Raw genomic sequence first — 17,672 nt, forward strand, 5'->3', positions numbered from 1 at the left:
CGGACGGGCCGATGCCCGTCCGGCGCCGAGAACGCCCCGTCAGCGCCACGGCCCCCTGATCGCGAACGTCGTCCCCGGCGTATAGCAGTTCACGTACATCGTCTCGCCGTCCGGCGCGAACGTGACGCCCGCGAACTCACCCCACTCCGGCTCCTCGGGCGTCCCGATGTTTTCCGCGCCGCGCGCCATCTCGTACAGCTCGCCGTGCCGCGTCAGCCCGTACACGTGCTGCGCGCCACCGCCGTCCTCGCACACCATCAGGCCCCCGCTGGGGGCGAGGCAGATGTTGTCGGGGGACTCGCCGGGCAGCTGGATGTCGGTGTCCGGGCCGAAGGCGATCACCAGGGTGAGCCGGCGCCGCTGCGGCTCGTACTTCCACACCTGCCCGTAGTGGTCGGCCGCCGAGCCCTCCGCGCTCTTCGCGAAGCTCGACACGAAGTACACCGACCGGTCGCCCCAGTAGCAGCCCTCCAGCTTCTGGGCGTGTGTGATGCCCTTCTTGCCGAAGTCCTGGAGCCTGATGGGCGTCTCCTTCGCCTGCGAGTCGGGCACGGGCACCCACTCGACGCGGTCGAAGCTGGCGCCCGGCTCCTGGATGACCGACAGGTCCGGCACACCGGGGACCCGCATGGCCTCCAGCGTGCCGCCCGCGCGCAGCGATCCCATCCCGCCGAGCGGCTTCTCGGGCAGGAAGCGGTAGAAGAGGCCGAAGGGCCTGTCGAACGCGTCCTCCGTCTCGTACACGACGCCCGTACGCGGGTCGATCGCGATGGCCTCGTGCTGGAAGCGGCCCATCGCCGTCAGCGGTACGGCGCCGGTGCGGTGCGGATCGGCGCCGTCGACCTCGAAGATGAAGCCGTGGTCCTTGGTGTAGCCGTTGGTCCCGGCCTTGTCCTCGTTCTCCTCGCAGGTGAGCCAGGTGCCCCAAGGGGAGGGCCCGCCCGCGCAGTTGACGGCGGTGCCGGCGATGGCGACGTGCTCGCCGAGTACGTTGCCCTGCCCGTCGAGTTCGAGCGCCGTACAGCCGCCCTTGCCCATCGGGTCGTAGGTCAGGCCGTCGACGGTCGGGACGCCGATCCTGGCGTTGTGCCGGTTCTCGTGGTTACGGACCAGATGGACGCGTCCGCGGCGGCCGGCGAAGGCCGCCATGCCGTCGGGATTGCTGGGGACTTCGCCCTCGCCGGAACGGAGCGGGTCGCCCGTTCTGGACAGGACGCGGTAACGGAAACCTTTCGGCAGATCGAGCAGGCCGTCCGGGTCGGGTACGAGCGGGCCGTAGCCGCTGCGCCCCATTTCCTGTGCGACGGCGGTGCCGGCGAAAAGCTCCGACACCGCTCCGGTGAACGCGATTCCGGCGACCGATGCTCCGGTGGCCAGGACCTGACGTCGTGTTGCGGACATGAGGCAACTCCCTGTTGGCGGACAGGAGACGTGACCCGCACGTGTGTATCACGGGTGCAGTGCACACGTGAACTGTGCGGGCCACTGAGCCCTATGTGTCGCCTGAAGTGCCCTGAGAGATCAGCGGGTCAGCGGATCGGATCAGGCGAGCGACGCGGTGAGCGTGATGCTCGTGCCCGCGAGCGCCTGGCTGACCGGGCAGTTCGCCTTCGCGTCCTCGGCGGCCTTGACGAAGCCCGCCTCGTCCAGACCCTCGACCTCACCCTGCACCGTGATGTGCACGCCGGTGATGCCGGTGCCGGGCACCAGCGTGACCTCGGCCTGGGTGGTCAGCTTGGTCGGCGGGGTGCCGGCCTTGGCGAGACCGTTGGACAGGGCCATCGAGAAGCAGCTGGAGTGAGCGGCGGCGATCAGCTCCTCCGGGCTGGTCTTGCCGTTCGCCTGCTCGGCGCGGGAGGCCCAGGAAACCGGCTGCTCGGCGATTCCGGAGGAGTCGAAGGTGACGACGCCGCTGCCCTTGAGGAGGTCGCCTTCCCAGACGGTGTGTGCCTGGCGCGTGGTAGCCATGGTGAGGGAAACCCTTCTGTATCGGGCACGCGAGAGCTGATCGAGAAGCTGATCCACAGCTGATCGACCGGTTCTCGCGCACCGCACATCGTTACGGCTCCGAACTTACTCGCCGAGCAGGCCCTTTGCGTCGCGTGCCAGCGCGGTGAGACGTGAGATCGCGCGGAAGTACTTCTTCCGGTAACCGCCGTTCAGCATCTCTTCGCTGAAAAGTCGGTCGAAGGGGAGCCCGGAGGCGAGAACCGGTATCTCCCGGTCGTACAGCCGGTCGGCGAGGACGACGAGCCGCAGGGCCGTCGACTGGTCGGGCACCGGGCCCACATCCGTGAAGCACGCGACGCGCAGCCCCTCCGTCAACGCGCCGTAGCGGCTGGGGTGGACGGTGGCGAGATGGGCGAGCAGGGCGGGGAAGTCGTCCAGGCTGGCGGCCCCGGTGGTGTGCGCGGCGCGCGTCACCTGCTCCGTGGTGAGCGGGGCGGGGGCCTCGGGCAGTCCCCGGTGCCGGTAGTCGTCGCCGTCGATACGCAGCGGGCGGAAGCGCGCGGAGAGCCCCTGGATCTCCCGCATGAAGTCCGCGGCGGCGAAACGGCCCTCACCGAGCTTGCCGGGCAGGGTGTTGGAGGTCGCGGCGAGCGCGACGCCCGCCTCCACGAGGCGGCTCAGCAGGCTCGACACGAGGACGGTGTCGCCCGGATCGTCCAGCTCGAACTCGTCGATGCACAGCAGCCGGTGGCCGCCGAGGGTCCGTACAGTCTGCTGGAAACCGAGCGCGCCGACGAGGTTCGTCAGCTCCACGAAGGTGCCGAACGCCTTCTGTTCCGGGGCGGCCGGCGTGGCGTGCCAGAGGGAGGCCAGCAGGTGGGTCTTGCCGACGCCGTAACCGCCGTCCAGGTAGACACCGCGCGGCCCGGCTTCGGCGGCGGGCTTCCTGCCGAACCAGCGGCGCCTGCTCTGCCCCTGCCCGGTGTCCGCCGCACCCCCGAGCCCGGCGGCGAACGTGCTCAGTACGGAGACGGCCTCGGCCTGGCTGGGCCGGTTCGGGTCGGGGACGTACGTTTCGAAACGCACCGAGTCGAAGCGCGGCGGCGGGACCATCTCGGCGACCAGCCGCTCGGCGGGCACACGGGGCTCACGGTCGCACAGGGAGACAGGGGAGGACACGGGGGAGGAACCGGGGGAGGCTGGCACGGGTCTCAACTGTAGGCGGTGCGGTGAGTCGGCCCGTGCAGGTGGTGGAGGCGATGTGCGTGAGAGCGGCCCACCCCCCTAGGATTAGAACATCTGTACGTTTATCGGTTGCCGGAAATTCGTCGCACGGGGGGAACGCGCATGTCGGACATGTCAGAGGCCACGGTTGTACCGCACTACGGCGACGACGGCCGCAGCGGCACGTATCAGGCGTCCGGCCTCCCGGACCGCGCTCAGGTCGCGTGGGTGGCCGCGACGGAAGGGGAAGTGATCACCTCGCCCGTGCTGGCCGGAGGCACCCTGCTCGTGGCCGACGTGGCAGCGACGCTCTACGCCTTCGACGCGGCCACGGGCGAACTTCGCTGGAGCCACACCTACCGCGACGACGAGGGCGGCGAGGACGAGGAGTTCGAGCCCGGCGACTTCGTGACGCAGCTGCCGATCGCCGTCTGGAACGACCTGGTCTTCGTAGGGGTGAGCGGCCTCGACTACGAGTTCGACGACTCTCTGCACGTCCACGAGCTGAAGACGGGCCAGGTCGTCCGGACGATGCGGGGGCAGTGGCATCCGACGGTGGCCGGAGACCTGCTGTTGCTCTCCGGCGACGGGGTGCGTGCGCTCGATCTGCCTGATCTCTCCCCGCGCTGGCGGAGCACGAAGCTGCACGGCTGGCTGGACGCGGCCCCGGCGGTCTCCGCCGACGGCACCGCCTTCGCCGCCCGGGGCCTGGAGGCCAACCGCACCAGCGGAGGTGTCGACGCGTTCGACGTACGCACGGGGAAAGCGGCGTTCGACAGGGTCGTCGATGTGGCGATCGGCCAGGACGGGGAACAGGCGGCACTGGTCCAGTGCGCCCACGCGGTCCTGGGCGACGGCCTGGTGTGGCTGCCGGTGGCGTGGGGTGGAGACGACGAGGCCGTCCGGTCCGGGGGCGGCGTGGTGGGTCTCGACCCGCGTACGGGGGAGCGGCGTGCCCATCACCTGCTGCACGGGTCGTGGCTCGCGGGGACGGTGGCGGTGGCGGGCGGCGTGCTCTACTACGCCGACGAGGAGGGTGACGGCGAGCCCCCGATCCTGGGCCGCGCCGTCAGCGCTCTCGACATCGCCACGGGGCGGAGCCTCTGGAGGTTCCCGCTCAAGGGGCAGGCGGCGGGCGCGCCGGTGGTGGCGAGCGGCGTGGTGTACGTGGCCACCTACAGCGGCGAGGTGGTGGCCCTGGACGCCGCCACGGGTGAGCCGCGCTGGGCGCTCGCGCTGGACACGAAGATCGAGAACAGGTACGACCTGGACGACCCCGACGGCGAGGCGGTCTACGACGAGACCGGCCTGGTGGTGCTCCCGGCCGACGGGATGCTCTACGTCCGCACGAGCGGCGGTGTGGTGGCTCTGCGCTGACGCCGCGGTGGCTCTGCGCTGACCGTGGCGGCCCCGGCGGGCGGCCCGCCGGGGCGTCCACGCACGTCAGTTCGGGGTACGACGGCGCACGTTGTGTGGGGCGGCGACCCGGCGTGCGCCGTGTCAGACTGCACGCCATGCGACGCCTGTTTCCCGTGCCGTCCGAGCCGATGGCCGACCACGAGTGGAGTCTCGACGACCTGGCCGACGCGTACGCGTACCCCGAGCCCGTCGAAGGCCGCTCCTGGCTGCGCGCGAACATGGTCTCCACGCTCGACGGCGCCGCCCAGCACGACGGCCGTTCGCAGGCCATCTCGTCCGACGCCGACATGCGGATCTTCGGCACCCTGCGGGGGCTGGCGGATGTCGTACTCGTGGGTGCTGAAACGGTTCGCCTGGAGGGCTACCGCCCCGCCCGCGCCCGCGACGCCTTCGCCGCGCGGCGCGTCGCCGCCGGGCAGGCGCCCGCCCCCGCGATCGCCGTCGTCAGCGCCAGCCTGAACCTGGATCTCTCGCTCCCGCTCTTCGCCTCGCCCCTCGTGCCGACCCTGATCCTGACCGGCGCCGCCGCGTCCCCCGACCGGATCCGTGACGCCGAGAAGGCGGGCGGGCGGGTGATCGTCGCCGGGGACGGGCCGGGCGTCGATCCCGGCCGGGCGGTCACGGCCCTGGCGGAGCTGGGCCTGGTGCGGCAGCTCACCGAGGGCGGCCCCCGGCTGCTCGGCCAGTTCGTGGCGGCCGGCGTGCTGGACGAACTCTGCCTGACCGTCTCCCCCCTGCTCACGGTCGGCAGCGCGCAGCGCATCGCCGGCGGACCGGGGCTCCCGGACCCCGAGCGCTTCGCCCTGGCGGCCGTACTGGAGGAGGCCGGGTTCCTTTTCACCCAATACCGTCGGATCTGATATTCGGCGGAATTTGCCGTTCCGGTTAGCTCCCACTGGGCACACTTACTCACGCAGACTTACGCAGACTCACGCGATCCCCCGTGCGGCACGGGGAAGGATGGTTTCCGCAGCGGGCCCCACCGGCCCCGGAACGACGAAGGGCGCCTGTCGTGTTCACAAGCGTATTGATGATCGAGAAGCCCCTGTCGTCCGTGGACGTCGAATTCGTCACCACGCTCCACGGCGACCAGCAGGTCTCCTTCATCGTGCTCATGCAGCCCCGCGGCGATCAGGCGGACGCGCTGCTGCGCGCCATCGACGACGTCGCCTTCGGCGAGCTGAGGGAAGCCGCCGGGGAGGGTGACGAGCCCGAGGGCGCCGCGGCCCGCGGCCCCGCCGAGCTGGCGCTCGCGCACTCGCTGGCCGCCCTGCGGGCGGCGGGCCGGGATGCCACCGGCGTGGTGGTCGAGAGTCACCCGCTGGACCACCTCAAGTCGGTCGTCGAGGAGTCGGCGGCCGACGAGGTCATCGTCCTCACCGAACCCCACTACGTGGAGGAGTTCTTCCACCGGGACTGGGCCTCGCGCGCACGCCACAAGGTCGGCGTGCCGGTGCTCAAACTCTTCGCACACAGTGCGGACGACGACAACGACGCCGGGGGGACCAAGGGGGCGGCCCGAAGCGAATAGGCTGGGGGACCGCCGGGGCACACGGCCGCCGGCCCGCGACGGTCGCCCCGGTCGACAGCCCGCACCGCACCACCCTGGGAGAACACGTATGGCACCCGGTATCCCCACCGCCATGGAACGGCCGCACTTCATCGGCATCGGCGGCGCCGGAATGTCGGGTATCGCCAAGATCCTCACCCAGCGCGGCGCGAAGGTCGCGGGCAGCGACTCCAAGGAGTCCGGCACCGCCGAGGCCCTGCGAGCCCTCGGTGCCACGGTCCACATCGGCCACGCCGCGGAACACCTCGCGGACGACGCGTCCTGCGTGGTCGTCTCCAGCGCGATCCGGGCGGACAACCCGGAGCTGGTACGGGCCGCGGAGCTGTCCGTTCCCGTCGTGCACCGCTCCGACGCCCTCGCCGCCCTGATGGGCGGCGGCCTGCGGTCCATCGCCGTCGCAGGCACCCACGGCAAGACGACGACGACCTCCATGCTCGCCGTGGCGCTCACGGAGCTGGCCCTCGACCCGTCGTACGCCATCGGCGGCGACCTGGAAGGCCCCGGCACCAACGCCCGCCACGGCGACGGAGACATCTTCGTCGCCGAGGCTGACGAAAGCGACCGGAGTTTTCAGAAGTACGACCCCGAGGTCGCGATCGTCCTCAACGTCGAGCTGGACCATCACGCCAACTACGCCTCCATGGACGAGATCTACGAGTCCTTCGAGACGTTCGTCGGCAAGATCGTCCCCGGCGGCACGCTGGTGATCGCCGCCGACCAGCCCGGCGCGGTCGAGCTGACCGCGAAGGTGCGCGCCCGCTCCACGGTCAAGGTCGTCACCTACGGCGAGGCGGCGGACGCCGACGTACGTGTCCACAAGGTCACCGCGCGCGGTCTGACCAGCGAGGTCACGGTCGTCCTGGACGGCCGCTTCCTGACCTTCGCGGTCTCCGTGCCCGGCCGCCACTACGCCCACAACGCCGTGGCCGCTCTCGCGGCGGGCGTCGCCCTCGGCATCCCGGCGCACAATCTCGCCTCCGCGCTCGGCAAGTACACCGGCGTCAAGCGCCGCCTCCAGCTCAAGGGCGAGGCGAACGGCGTGCAGGTCATCGACTCGTACGCGCACCACCCCACCGAGATGACCGCCGACCTGGAGGCGATGCGCGCCGCCGCGGCCCCCGGCTCCCGGCTCCTCGTCGTCTTCCAGCCGCACCTCTTCTCGCGCACACAGGAGTTGGGTACGGAGATGGGCCAGGCGCTCGCCCTGGCGGACGCCTCGGTGGTGCTGGACATCTACCCGGCCCGCGAGGACCCGATCCCCGGCATCACCAGCGCGCTGATCATCGAGGCGGCGGAGGCCGCGGGCGCGGAGGTCAGGGCCGTACACGAGGCGGGCGCGGTGCCGGAGGCCGTGGCGGGAATGGCGAAGCCCGGTGATCTCGTTCTCACCATGGGGGCGGGTGACGTGACGGATCTCGGTCCCGAGATCCTTGCCCGTCTGTCCCACTGAGGCGCATCACCCGAGGCGCGAGAGAGGAAGTCATGGCGTACGACATCGACAAGCCCGACGAGCAGTGGCGCGAGGAGCTGTCCCCGGCCGAGTACGCGGTGCTGCGCAAGGCCGGCACCGAGCCCGCCTTCGTCGGTGAGTACACGGACACCAAGACGGCCGGTGTCTACTCCTGTCGCGCGTGCGGTGCGGAGTTGTTCCGCTCGGACACGAAGTTCGAGTCGCACTGCGGCTGGCCGTCGTTCTACGACCCGAAGGACAGCGACGCGGTCGAGCTGATCGAGGACCGCACGATGGGCATGGTCCGCGTGGAGGTCCGCTGCTCACGCTGCGGCTCGCACCTGGGCCACGTCTTCGAGGGCGAGGGCTACGGCACGCCGACGGACCAGCGGTACTGCATCAACTCGATCTCACTGCGGCTGACGCCCGACGAGGCGTGACGGCCAACTCGGGGGCGGGGGCGGGGCGTCACGGTATACATGTCGTCCTGAGGCTCCGGCCGCCGCGTACGTGACGAAGTGTGTCCAAGGCGCCGGGGGCGGAGCCGCCGCCGTAGGTGGACTTGTGCGGGGTTGGCCTGTCCATGACGATGAAGCGCCGGTTCATCGCTTTGGAAGGGACTTTCCATGCCCGAGCAGTCCGCTGGAATGCCGCGTAGGAGAACCGTTCTCGCCTCGGCCGCCGTGACGGCCGCCGGCGTACCCCTGATCGCCTCCGCCGGGCAGGCGGTTGCCGCGTCCGGCGGGGGACGCGAGAGCGGTGGCGGGGCCGCCACCACCCAGGCGCCCGACCGGGAGTTGCGCAAGCTGCTCCAGGAGGTCGACGCGAACCGGATCGAGGCGACCGTACGGCGGCTGGCGGCGTTCGGGACCCGGCACACCCTGTCGGTTCAGGACGATCCCGAGCGTGGAATCGGCGCGGCGCGTGACTGGATCCTGGCCGAGATGAAGAAGTACGCGGCGGTGTCCGGCGGTCGGATGACCGCCGAGCTCCAGTCGTACATACAGGAGCCCGCCTCGCGTATCCCGGTGGCGACCCGGATCACCAACGTCGTTGCCACGCTGCGTGGTTCGGTCACCCCCGACCGCGTGTACGTCGTCGCCGGGCACTACGACTCGCGCGTCACCGACGTCATGGACGCGACCAGCGACGCGCCCGGCGCCGATGACGACGCGTCAGGTGTCGCGCTGGTCATGGAGTTGGCGCGGGTGCTGGCGAAACGGCGCCCGGCGGCGACGATCGTGTTCATGGCGGTCGCGGGTGAGGAGCAGGGCCTGTACGGGTCGAGGTACGCGGCAACGCAGTTCAAGGCGGCGGGCGTTGACGTACAGGGCATGTTCACCAACGACATCATCGGCAGCTCGCGCGCCGACGACGGCACCCGCGACCCGTACACGGTGCGGCTCTTCGCGGAGGGCGTACCGACGTCCGAGACCCCGGAACAGGCCAACACCCGCCGCTCGGTGGGCGGCGAGAACGATTCGGCGACCCGGCAGCTGGCGCGTTTCGTGAACGACGTGGGGGACAACGACGCGACGGGTATGAACGTGCGCGTGGTCTACCGGCGCGACCGCTATCTGCGCGGCGGCGACCACATCCCGTTCCTGGAACAGGGCTATCCGGCGGCCCGGTTCACCGAACCCGCCGAAGACTTCGCCCACCAGCACCAGGACGTACGGGTGGAGGGCGGCAAGCAGTACGGCGACCTGCCCGAGTTCTGCGACTTCGACTACATCGCCCGTGTGACGCGGGTGAACGGCGCGGTGCTGTGGACCCTGGCGCAGGCGCCGGGCACACCGCGCCAGGCGCGGATCGTCACGAGCAACCTCACCAACGACACCGAGCTGAAATGGGCGTTGGGCACGGAGCCTGACCTGGCGGGCTACGAAGTGGTGTGGCGCGAGACGACGGAACCCGAGTGGACGCATGTGATCAAGGTCGGCCTCTCGACCACGCACACGGTGGACCTGTCCAAGGACAACGTCTTCTTCGGTGTGCGGGCGGTCAACCGCGACGGGAAGCGGAGCCCGGTGGCCTTCCCGATGCCGGGCAACTGATGGCCCGTCGGCGGGGGTTGTCGGCCTGGCGTGCGCGCCCGCGCGATGATCGCGGTGCCGGGCTTCCGTCCCATCCGTCCGGGGGGTTTACCCATCGGGCCAGGTCAACCGGCCAGGCGCCCCAATAGCCTACTCATGGTGGTCATTCGGCTACCGTGAGTGAAGGGAATTTGGGATGCGTGTCAAATCTGCGGGTCGGCTGACGGTCCTCGCCTCGACAGCCCTGATGCTGGTCGGTGTTGTGAACGTCGGCGCCGTCCAGGCCGATGTGCCCGGTGGGCCCATCCTCTACTCGATCGATTTCTCCAACCCCAGGGAGAGCGACGACAACGACCTGCCCGAGCCCTACGGCGAAGTCGTCATGCGGGCGCCGTGGGGCCAGCAGACCGCCCTGTGGCAGCACCCGGACCGCGACATCAACACCCCCACCCTGCCCCGCTATCCGGAGTCGGGCGCCGAGCACCGCTTCATCCCCCACCCCGTCGCCCAGGTGTGCGCCTTCGTGGGCGAGGACGACACCGGCATCAACGAGGACGACATCCTCGCCGACGGCTGTCTGCCCTACACGGGCCCCGGCTCGTACACGATCAGCGCCGAAGGCGGCTCCGTGACGGTCAACGTGTACCGCTTCGGCTGAGACACCCTCTAAGGCCGGGTCGGCTGAAGCAGGTCCCAGAGGTTGCCGTACAGGTCCTCGAAGACCGCCACCGTGCCGTACGGCTCGTGGCGGGTCTCCCGTACGAAGCGGACCCCCGCCGCCAGCATCCGGGCGTGGTCCCGTGCGAAGTCGTCCGTGTAGAGGAAGAAGCCGACCCGGCCGCCCGTCTGCGCGCCGACGCTCGCCCGCTGGGTGGCGTCGGCCGCGCGGGCCAGCAGGAGGGCGGCCCCGCCGCCTCGCGGCCGTACGACCACCCAGCGGGAGCCGTCGCCCCGGTCGGTGTCCTCGATCAGCTCGAAGCCGAGGGATTCGGTGTAGAAGGCGATGGCCTCGTCGTAGTCGCGCACGACGAGAGTGACCTGGGCAATATGAGGCATGACGGAGACGTTATACGTATGACCGAGAGGCGGGCAAGGCAGTCCGCCCGGATGGAACAATGCGCCCATGGACGCGCGGCAGCTCGACGCACTCACCCACCGCGCCCGCCAGCTCGCCGTCCCCGGCCAACGCCGGATCCTGGGCATCGCGGGCGCGCCGGGCGCGGGGAAGTCCACGCTCGCCGCCGACCTCGTGGCGGCGCTCGGCGGCAGAGCCGTACTCGTCCCCATGGACGGCTTCCACCTCGCCCAGGCCGAGCTGCGCAGACTCGGCCGAGCCGAACGCAAGGGCGCGCCCGACACCTTCGACGCCGTCGGATACGCCGCGCTGCTCGCCCGGCTGCGGGCGCCCGCGCCGGGGGTCGTCGTCTACGCGCCCGCGTTCGACCGGGCGCTGGAGGAGGCCGTGGCCGGCAGCATCGCCGTCGCGCCGGACGTCCCGCTCGTCATCACCGAGGGCAACTACCTGCTGCACGACGACGGGGTGTGGGCACCGGTCCGTATGTTCATCGACGAGGCGTGGTTCCTGGAGCTGGATCCCGTGGTGCGCGTGCGGCGGCTGGTCGACCGGCATGTGCGCTTCGGGAAGGAACGGCCGTACGCGGAGCGCTGGGTCAGAGACTCCGACGAGGTCAACGCGCGACTGGTGGCGCGCGGCCGGCACCGCGCGGACCTGGTCGTTCCGGTCGCCGTCGGACCCGGCTGACCGCCGTCGTACGCCCCCCGCCCCGACACAGGCCGCCGTCCAGGGCCTACCATCGAACGTTCGACGGGGATGGATCAACGGGGGCAATGGGGACCGGGGCGCCAAGCCGGGCGCGATCAGGGGAGGCGGACGACGTGGGGTTGTTCAGACGCGGGCCGAGACGTGACGGGCGCGAGATGCCCCGCGATCCCGAATTCTCCTTCTTCTCGACCGACGAGGCCGCGCTCTTCCGCAGCCAGGTCCGTGAGGCGTTCGCCGAGCGGGGCCTGGAGGTCACCGTCTACTCGGACAGTGTCACCGACAGTGCGGGCCGCCAGTTCGGGCTCTCCAACCTCGCCGCCGTCTGCCACAACGACGACCGGGGCGCCCGCGTCTGGGGCGAACTCGTCCGGCAGCACGCCGGGATGGTGCTGCGCACCATGGACGGTCCCTCCGCCCTCGACACGCTGCCGCCCGAGCAGATCCGCGCCCAGCTCTACCCACGGGTGATCAGCGGCGACAGCCTCGACGCGCAGGCGTTCGCGTACGCGCGCTCCGTCGCCCCCGGACTGTACGAGATCCTCGCGCTCGACCTCCCGGAGAGCGTCATGATGCTCACCGACGAGGCGCTGGAACCGCTGGGCCCGCTGCACGAGTTGCGGGCGCGGGCACTGGGCAATCTGCGCCAACTGCCCGTCGAGGGGCGGGAGACGGTCAAGGACGGGCAGGGGATGCGGTTCGAGGTCGTCATGGGCGACTCGTTCTACACCGCGAGCCGGGTGCTGGCGCTGGACAGCCTCGTCCACCAGGTCACCGGGCGGCTGCTCGGCTCGGACGGGGCGCTGGTGGCGTTCCCGTTCCGTCACCAACTCGCCTTTCACGTCATACGTGACGCCTCCGTCATCCCGTCGCTGAACGCGATGGCGTCGTTCGCCGCGTCCGGTTTCGAGGACACGCCGGGTGCGATCAGCCCGTACGTCTACTGGTGGCGCGACGGAACGCTGACCCAGCTCAGCGACAAGGACGAGGGGAACGTGGAGGCGGGCGGGCTGCGCATCGTGGTCGGGGACGAATTCCAGGAACTGCTGGAGCGCATGGTGTCGCCGTCGCGGCCGGACGACGAGCACTGAGCCGGCGCTCGACCGTCGTCGGTCAGCCGGTCGTCTCGACGGGCGCGCTGGCGCGCCCGTGACGTCGACCGCTCAACTCGGCGTCGAGCGTCGCCTGAGCCACCCGCATGACCTCGGCGTACACGGGGTCCTGAAGCCGCTTCCACATCAGGTCCTCGGAGACGTCCTCAACGCGGCTGACCACCCACCAGATATTGCCGAACGGGTCTGTGACGCGCCCTCCGCGCTGTCCGAAGGCGTCGTCCGCGAGGGGAGTGACGACCTGGCCGCCGGCCGCGACGGCTTGTGAGAACGCCTCGTCCGCGTCGGCGACGAACACGCGCAACAGGCTCGGCACGGTGGGCCAGTCCGCATGCCGGTCGAAGGCCAGCACGACAGTGTCGCCGACCCGGATCTCACCGTGCCCGATCAAGCCGTCCTCGGTCGCCACGCGCCCCAGCTCCTCACCTCCGAAAGCCTGGGTGACGAAGTCGAGGAAGGCCCCTGTGTCATCGGTGACGACCCAGGGCGCGACGGTGGTGTAGCCCTCCGGCGCGACGTTGGTCTGCTCGTGCATGGCGCGGTCCTTTCGCTGATGTCGGCTGCGGACAGCAACGGTAGGGACGAGATAGGCCGGATGTCGTCCTGGATCACCAGGGGCGGGCGTGGTCGGTGAGGGTGCCGGGGCTCAGAGGCCGGCCAGGAGGTCGTCCAGCGGGGCCGGGACGCGGTCGGGGTCCAGCGCCTCCACGAGGACGCGGCCGTAGTGGATCTTGCGGCCCTTCTTCGTACCGAGGAAGCGCCGCAACTGCTGCTCCGACGTACGGCCCTGCTGCGCGGGCTGGTGCAGGAAGGTCTGGAGCGGGCGCAGGTCGCCCTCGGCCCGGACCAGCTCCGCCACCCGTGTCACGCCCAGGGCGCGGATGAGTTCGTCCTCCAGGTCCGCAGCGCAGACGAAGAACCCGTGGTGCGCCGCCCCGGCCGCCCCCGCCCGCTCCCAGCCGCGCGCGTAGAAGCGGCGCTCGCCCTCGTCGCACAGCCCGGTGAGGCGCAGGCCCAGACCGGCCGGGCCGAGGAGGCTCGCGAAGCGCCCGACGCTCATCGCGCCGCCCATCGGCAGGACGCAGACCCCTTCGGCCGCCAGGTCCCGGCCGCGGCTCGCGGCCAGCGCGCCGACCGCTGCCGCGTCGCTCGGCCCTTCGAGCAGGACGACCGCCCGCACGTCCAGCCGCGCGGCCAGTTCGCGTGCGGGTCGGTCGGGACCGCCGCCGGCCCAGGCGATGGCCGCTTCCCGGAACGCCCCCATGTCAGACATGCCACGAGTCTCCGCCCTTTCCGGCCACCGTGCCAAGGACTTTCCCTCGGCGGCGTCCGGCGTCGCAGGGCCGGCGATCCGGCGCCGGGACTACGGCAGGAGGGCGCGTACGGCCTCCGGTGAACGGCCGACCACCGCGGTGCCGTCGTCCGCGGTGATGATCGGCCGCTGGATCAGGGCAGGATGGGCGGCCAGTGCGTCGATCCAGCGCGCGCGGTGGGTGGCCTCGCGGGGCCAGGCGGCAAGGCCGAGGTCGGCCGCTTCGGGTTCGTTGGTGCGGGTGATGTCCCAGGGCTCCAGGTTGAGGAGCCCCAGTACTTCTTCCAGCTCCTGAGCGGTCGGTGGTTCTTCCAGGTAGTGCCGCACGGTGTAGGAGGCGCCGCCTTCGTCCAGAAGGGACAGCGCGGAGGCGCATTTGCTACAGGCCGGATTGATCCAGATTTCCATGACGTCGGTCTTTCGGTATGTGCCGGCGGGCATTTCAGCCGGGCAGGCTGGTCAGGGTGAGGAATTCGCCGCGCGGGCGGGCGTCCGTGCGCAGCAGGCCCAGGAGGGTGGAGGTCATGGTGGTGGTGCCGGTGGCCTGGACGCCGCGCAGGGTCATACAGGTGTGTTCGGCCTGGATGACCACCCCGGGCCCCGGAGCTGGTCTGCGGCATGCACCATGCCTCCCTCACCGGCTACTTGCAAGGACTCCGCGCTCCGGCGGTCCAGTCCGTCCTGGCCCCCCCGCACCGGCGACTGCTGCGTCGAACCAGGCCACGCGGCGGCACACGACGCCTGACGAAGCTGTGTGACCGGCTGGTTCGGGTCGGGGCCTCCGTAGCGGCGGTACGCGAGCGTGACGTCGCCTCGGGCCAGAGCCGGTACAGCGCGCGAGTCGTCAGCTGAAGTGCGACAGCACGTTGTACGGATACGGCAGCGGACGCGCGCTGGCCTCGTCCAGGCGCGTCGTCTGAGCCTCCGTCAACTCCCAGCCCACCGAGCCCAGGTTGTCCGTCAGCTGGTCGTGCGTCCGCGCGCCGATGATCGGGGCCGTGACGCCCGGCCGGTCCAGCAGCCAGCGCAGTGCGACCTGCGAGGGGGTGCGGTCCGTCTCGGCGGCGACCGCCTGGACCGTCTCCACGACCCGCCAGGTCTCCTCGTTGTCCCGGCCCCGCCAGCTCTCGCCGTCGCCGTGGGACTCGCGGCTGCCGGGTGGGACGGACGTCATGCCGCGCTGGTACTTGCCGGTCAGCCAGCCGCCCTGGAGCGGGCTGTACGGGATCACGCCGACGCCTGCCGCCTCGCTCTGCGGCAGCAGTTCCCACTCCACCTCGCGCGCCAGGAGGTTGTAGATCGGCTGGAGGCTGACGTAACGCTCCCAGCCCCGCCGGTCGGACACGTCGAGCGCCCGCTGGAGCTGGCCGGGCGAGACGTTGCTCGCGCCGAGGTAGCGGACCTTGCCCGCCTTCACGAGGGTGTCGAGCGTGCCGAGGGTCTCCTCGATCGGGGTTCTGAAGTCCCAGACGTGTGTCTGGTAGAGGTCGATGTAGTCGGTCCCGAGCCGCCGCAGGCTCGCCTCCACCGACGCGACGATGTGCTTGCGGCTCAGGCCCTCGTCGTTGGGGCCCTCGCCCATGGGGAGAGCCACCTTCGTGGCGATGACGAGAGCGTCGCGGTCGCGCCCCTTCAGCCAGCCGCCGAGGACTTCCTCCGAGACGCCCTGCCCGTAGGCGTCCGCCGTGTCCAGGAAGGTGCCGCCGGCCTCCGTGAACGTGTCGAGGATGCGGTGCGCGCCCGCCTCGTCGTCCTTCATGAAGGTCATCGTGCCGAGACAGAGTTCGCTGACGCGGAGCCCTGTCCTACCGAGAGTTCGCTGCTTCATGGCCTCGACGCTAGACGTTCGAGCGCACACCAAGGGAGTGCGTTTTCCTCTCGGCAGATTTTTGAACAGGCGCCGGCTTCCCCCGGCTCAGCCGCCCGCGAGCACCGCGCACGACTCCGGCGGCAGCCGCAGCACCCCGTCGGGGCCGGGCGGTTCTGCCGGCGCCCAGGCCAGCAGTACCTGGCCGCTCCGGCCGCCCAGCGGGATCTCGGCCGGCTGTGCGGACAGGTTCAGCGCGATCCGCAGATCGCCGCGCCGGTACGCGAGCCAGCGTGCGCCCTCGTCGTACGCCACTTTCACCGTCGCCAGGTCCGGGTCCGACAGGTCCGGATGGCTGTGGCGCAGCGCGATCAGGTCCCGGTGCCAGGCCAGCAGCCGGGCGTGCGGCTCGCGGGCCGCCTCCGTCCTGTCCAGGCACGAGCGGTCGCGTGTGGCGGGGTCCTGCGGGTCGGGGATGGACTCGGCCACCCAGCCGTGCGCCGCGAACTCCCGCCGCCTGCCGTTGCGTACGGCCTCCGCCAGCTCCGGGTCCTGGTGGTCGGTGAAGAACTGCCAGGGCGTACGCGCGCCCCACTCCTCTCCCATGAAGAGCATCGGCGTGAAGGGCCCGGTCAGCACGAGCGTCGCGGCGCACGCCAGCAGACCGGGGCTCAGGGTCGCCGACAGCCGGTCGCCGAGCGCGCGGTTGCCGATCTGGTCGTGGGTCTGGGCGTAGCCGAGGAAGCGGTGGGAGGGGGTCCTGGCAGGATCGACGGGGCGGCCGTGCGTGCGGCCCCGGAAACTCGAATACGTACCGTCGTGGAAGAAGGCGCGGGTCAGCGTCTTGGCCAGCGCGGCGATCGGCGCGACCGCGAAGTCGGCGTAGTAGCCCTGCGATTCGCCGGTGAGCGCGGTGTGCAGCGCGTGGTGGAAGTCGTCGTTCCACTGGGCGTGCAGCCCGAGGCCGCCCTGCGGGCGTGGCGTGGTTGTCCGCGGATCGCCCAGATCGGACTCGGCGATCAGGAACAGCGGCCGGGCCAGCTCGGCCGAGAGCGCGTCGACGGCGGTGGACAGCTCTTCCAGGAAGGTCAGCGCGCGGGTGTCGGCGAGGGCGTGCACCGCGTCGAGGCGCAGCCCGTCGAAGCGGTAGTCGCGCAGCCAGGCGAGCGCGCTCTGCAGCAGATACGCGCGGACCTCGTCCGAGCCGGGGGCGTCGAGGTTGACGGCCGATCCCCAGGGGGTGTGGTGGGTGTCGGTGAAGTACGGGCCGAACTGAGGCAGGTAATTGCCGGACGGCCCAAGGTGGTTGTGCACCACGTCGAGTACGACGCCGATATCCAGACCGTGCGCCGTGTCGACAAAGCGCTTCAGTGCCTCGGGCCCGCCGTACGGCTCGTGGACCGCCCACAGCGACACACCCTCGTACCCCCAGCCGTGCGTCCCCGGAAAGGGGCACACCGGCATCAGCTCGATGTGCGTGATGCCCAGCGCGGCGAGCGGGGCGAGCTGCGCCGCCGCCGCGTCCAGGGTGCCCTCGTCGGTGAACGTGCCGACATGCAGCTCGTACAGCACCGCGCCCGGCAGCGGACGGCCGCGCCACGGGGCGGACCACTCGTACGCGGCAGGGTCGACGACCGCGCTGAGCCCGTCCGGGCCGTCCGGCTGGCGGTGGGAGCGGGGGTCGGGCAGTACGGGGCCGTCGTCCAGGGCGAAACCGTAGCGGGTGCCGTCGGCCGCGGGCGCGTCGGCGGTCCACCAGCCCTCGCGCAGTGGGTCGCGGGTCATCGTGCGGTCGGCATCGTCTCGCAGGTGGAGTGTGACGCGGTCCCGCGCCTGTGGTGCCCAGACCTCGAACTGCACGAGTGGTCCCCCTCTGTCCTGTCGTCGGCACTCTTCACCTACATGGTGACAAGGGTGCAGGCCGGAGGCTCGGAGATCCCCTCGATTCGGGCGGGTTGAGTCGGATCAGGTCGGCGGATCAGGTCGGCCGGATCAGGTTGAGCAGACGGGGC

General features: G+C 71.0%; 18 protein-coding genes and 1 pseudogene. 9 read left to right on the top strand and 10 right to left on the bottom strand.

The window, feature by feature from the left end; all coding sequences use genetic code 11:
* Nucleotides 1–39: 39 nt before the first annotated feature.
* The 3 genes from ACIBLA_RS30585 to zapE form a co-directional block, all read right to left on the bottom strand.
* On the bottom strand, nt 40–1,401 hold the full coding sequence (locus tag ACIBLA_RS30585) for an alkaline phosphatase PhoX (protein WP_399200503.1): 1,362 nt from the start codon (nt 1,399–1,401) through the stop codon (nt 40–42).
* A gap of 141 nt (nt 1,402–1,542) precedes the next feature.
* Nucleotides 1,543–1,968 carry an OsmC family protein gene (locus ACIBLA_RS30590; RefSeq protein ID WP_330173076.1) on the bottom strand — a complete coding sequence of 142 codons (426 nt, stop codon included), beginning with the start codon at nt 1,966–1,968 and terminating at the stop codon, nt 1,543–1,545.
* 105 nt (nt 1,969–2,073) lie between these two features.
* Nucleotides 2,074–3,165: a cell division protein ZapE gene (gene zapE, locus ACIBLA_RS30595; protein WP_399200504.1), complete on the bottom strand. Its 1,092-nt coding sequence runs from the start codon at nt 3,163–3,165 to the stop codon at nt 2,074–2,076.
* Nucleotides 3,166–3,297: 132 nt separating this feature from the next.
* On the opposite strand from zapE, the gene ACIBLA_RS30600 reads away from it, so the two are divergent.
* The 7 genes from ACIBLA_RS30600 to ACIBLA_RS30630 all read left to right on the top strand — a co-directional run bounded on the left by ACIBLA_RS30600 (nt 3,298) and on the right by ACIBLA_RS30630 (nt 10,307).
* Nucleotides 3,298–4,551, top strand: a complete 1,254-nt coding sequence (locus ACIBLA_RS30600; protein WP_399200505.1) for a PQQ-binding-like beta-propeller repeat protein — start codon at nt 3,298–3,300, stop codon at nt 4,549–4,551.
* A gap of 137 nt (nt 4,552–4,688) precedes the next feature.
* Complete coding sequence (locus tag ACIBLA_RS30605; RefSeq protein ID WP_399200506.1) at nt 4,689–5,453, top strand: pyrimidine reductase family protein; 765 nt, start codon at nt 4,689–4,691, stop codon at nt 5,451–5,453.
* A gap of 152 nt (nt 5,454–5,605) precedes the next feature.
* Nucleotides 5,606–6,124 (top strand): indole-3-glycerol phosphate synthase, encoded by a 519-nt coding sequence (locus ACIBLA_RS30610; protein ID WP_363239600.1) that lies wholly within the window; start codon nt 5,606–5,608, stop codon nt 6,122–6,124.
* Nucleotides 6,125–6,212: 88 nt separating this feature from the next.
* Complete coding sequence (murC, locus tag ACIBLA_RS30615; RefSeq protein ID WP_363239601.1) at nt 6,213–7,613, top strand: UDP-N-acetylmuramate--L-alanine ligase; 1,401 nt, start codon at nt 6,213–6,215, stop codon at nt 7,611–7,613.
* 32 nt (nt 7,614–7,645) lie between these two features.
* Entirely contained in the window at nt 7,646–8,053 is a 408-nt protein-coding gene (msrB, locus tag ACIBLA_RS30620) for a peptide-methionine (R)-S-oxide reductase MsrB (protein ID WP_363239602.1), read from the top strand.
* 186 nt (nt 8,054–8,239) lie between these two features.
* Nucleotides 8,240–9,670 (top strand): M20/M25/M40 family metallo-hydrolase, encoded by a 1,431-nt coding sequence (locus ACIBLA_RS30625; RefSeq protein ID WP_399200507.1) that lies wholly within the window; start codon nt 8,240–8,242, stop codon nt 9,668–9,670.
* A 175-nt stretch (nt 9,671–9,845) separates the two neighbouring features.
* Nucleotides 9,846–10,307: a hypothetical protein gene (locus tag ACIBLA_RS30630; RefSeq protein ID WP_363239604.1), complete on the top strand. Its 462-nt coding sequence runs from the start codon at nt 9,846–9,848 to the stop codon at nt 10,305–10,307.
* 8 nt (nt 10,308–10,315) lie between these two features.
* Here ACIBLA_RS30630 and ACIBLA_RS30635 read toward each other — a convergent pair whose 3' ends face one another.
* The gene (locus tag ACIBLA_RS30635; RefSeq protein WP_363239605.1) at nt 10,316–10,705 is read right to left on the bottom strand and encodes a VOC family protein; all 390 of its coding nucleotides are present in this window, start codon (nt 10,703–10,705) and stop codon (nt 10,316–10,318) included.
* 67 nt (nt 10,706–10,772) lie between these two features.
* Between ACIBLA_RS30635 and ACIBLA_RS30640 the strand changes: the two genes are divergently transcribed.
* Nucleotides 10,773–11,411 (top strand): nucleoside/nucleotide kinase family protein, encoded by a 639-nt coding sequence (locus ACIBLA_RS30640; RefSeq protein ID WP_363239606.1) that lies wholly within the window; start codon nt 10,773–10,775, stop codon nt 11,409–11,411.
* A 134-nt stretch (nt 11,412–11,545) separates the two neighbouring features.
* Entirely contained in the window at nt 11,546–12,520 is a 975-nt protein-coding gene (locus tag ACIBLA_RS30645) for a hypothetical protein (protein ID WP_363239607.1), read from the top strand.
* Between the two features lie 22 nt (nt 12,521–12,542).
* Here ACIBLA_RS30645 and ACIBLA_RS30650 read toward each other — a convergent pair whose 3' ends face one another.
* The 6 genes and pseudogenes from ACIBLA_RS30650 to treZ all read right to left on the bottom strand — a co-directional run bounded on the left by ACIBLA_RS30650 (nt 12,543) and on the right by treZ (nt 17,520).
* Nucleotides 12,543–13,076, bottom strand: a complete 534-nt coding sequence (locus tag ACIBLA_RS30650; protein ID WP_399200508.1) for a VOC family protein — start codon at nt 13,074–13,076, stop codon at nt 12,543–12,545.
* A gap of 111 nt (nt 13,077–13,187) precedes the next feature.
* Nucleotides 13,188–13,814, bottom strand: coding sequence for a TOPRIM nucleotidyl transferase/hydrolase domain-containing protein (locus tag ACIBLA_RS30655; RefSeq protein WP_363239609.1), 627 nt, complete (start codon nt 13,812–13,814; stop codon nt 13,188–13,190).
* Between the two features lie 90 nt (nt 13,815–13,904).
* Nucleotides 13,905–14,261 (bottom strand): arsenate reductase family protein, encoded by a 357-nt coding sequence (locus ACIBLA_RS30660; RefSeq protein ID WP_363239610.1) that lies wholly within the window; start codon nt 14,259–14,261, stop codon nt 13,905–13,907.
* Nucleotides 14,262–14,295: 34 nt separating this feature from the next.
* Nucleotides 14,296–14,454: pseudogene (locus ACIBLA_RS30665) on the bottom strand (GTP cyclohydrolase I); the annotation flags it as partial.
* A 243-nt stretch (nt 14,455–14,697) separates the two neighbouring features.
* Entirely contained in the window at nt 14,698–15,681 is a 984-nt protein-coding gene (locus ACIBLA_RS30670; protein WP_363239611.1) for an aldo/keto reductase, read from the bottom strand.
* A gap of 87 nt (nt 15,682–15,768) precedes the next feature.
* Nucleotides 15,769–17,520 carry a malto-oligosyltrehalose trehalohydrolase gene (gene treZ, locus ACIBLA_RS30675; RefSeq protein ID WP_399200509.1) on the bottom strand — a complete coding sequence of 584 codons (1,752 nt, stop codon included), beginning with the start codon at nt 17,518–17,520 and terminating at the stop codon, nt 15,769–15,771.
* Nucleotides 17,521–17,672: the final 152 nt, after the last annotated feature.

Origin of the sequence: Streptomyces sp. NPDC050433, from assembly GCF_044458565.1 — a bacterium.
GTDB lineage: Bacteria > Actinomycetota > Actinomycetes > Streptomycetales > Streptomycetaceae > Streptomyces.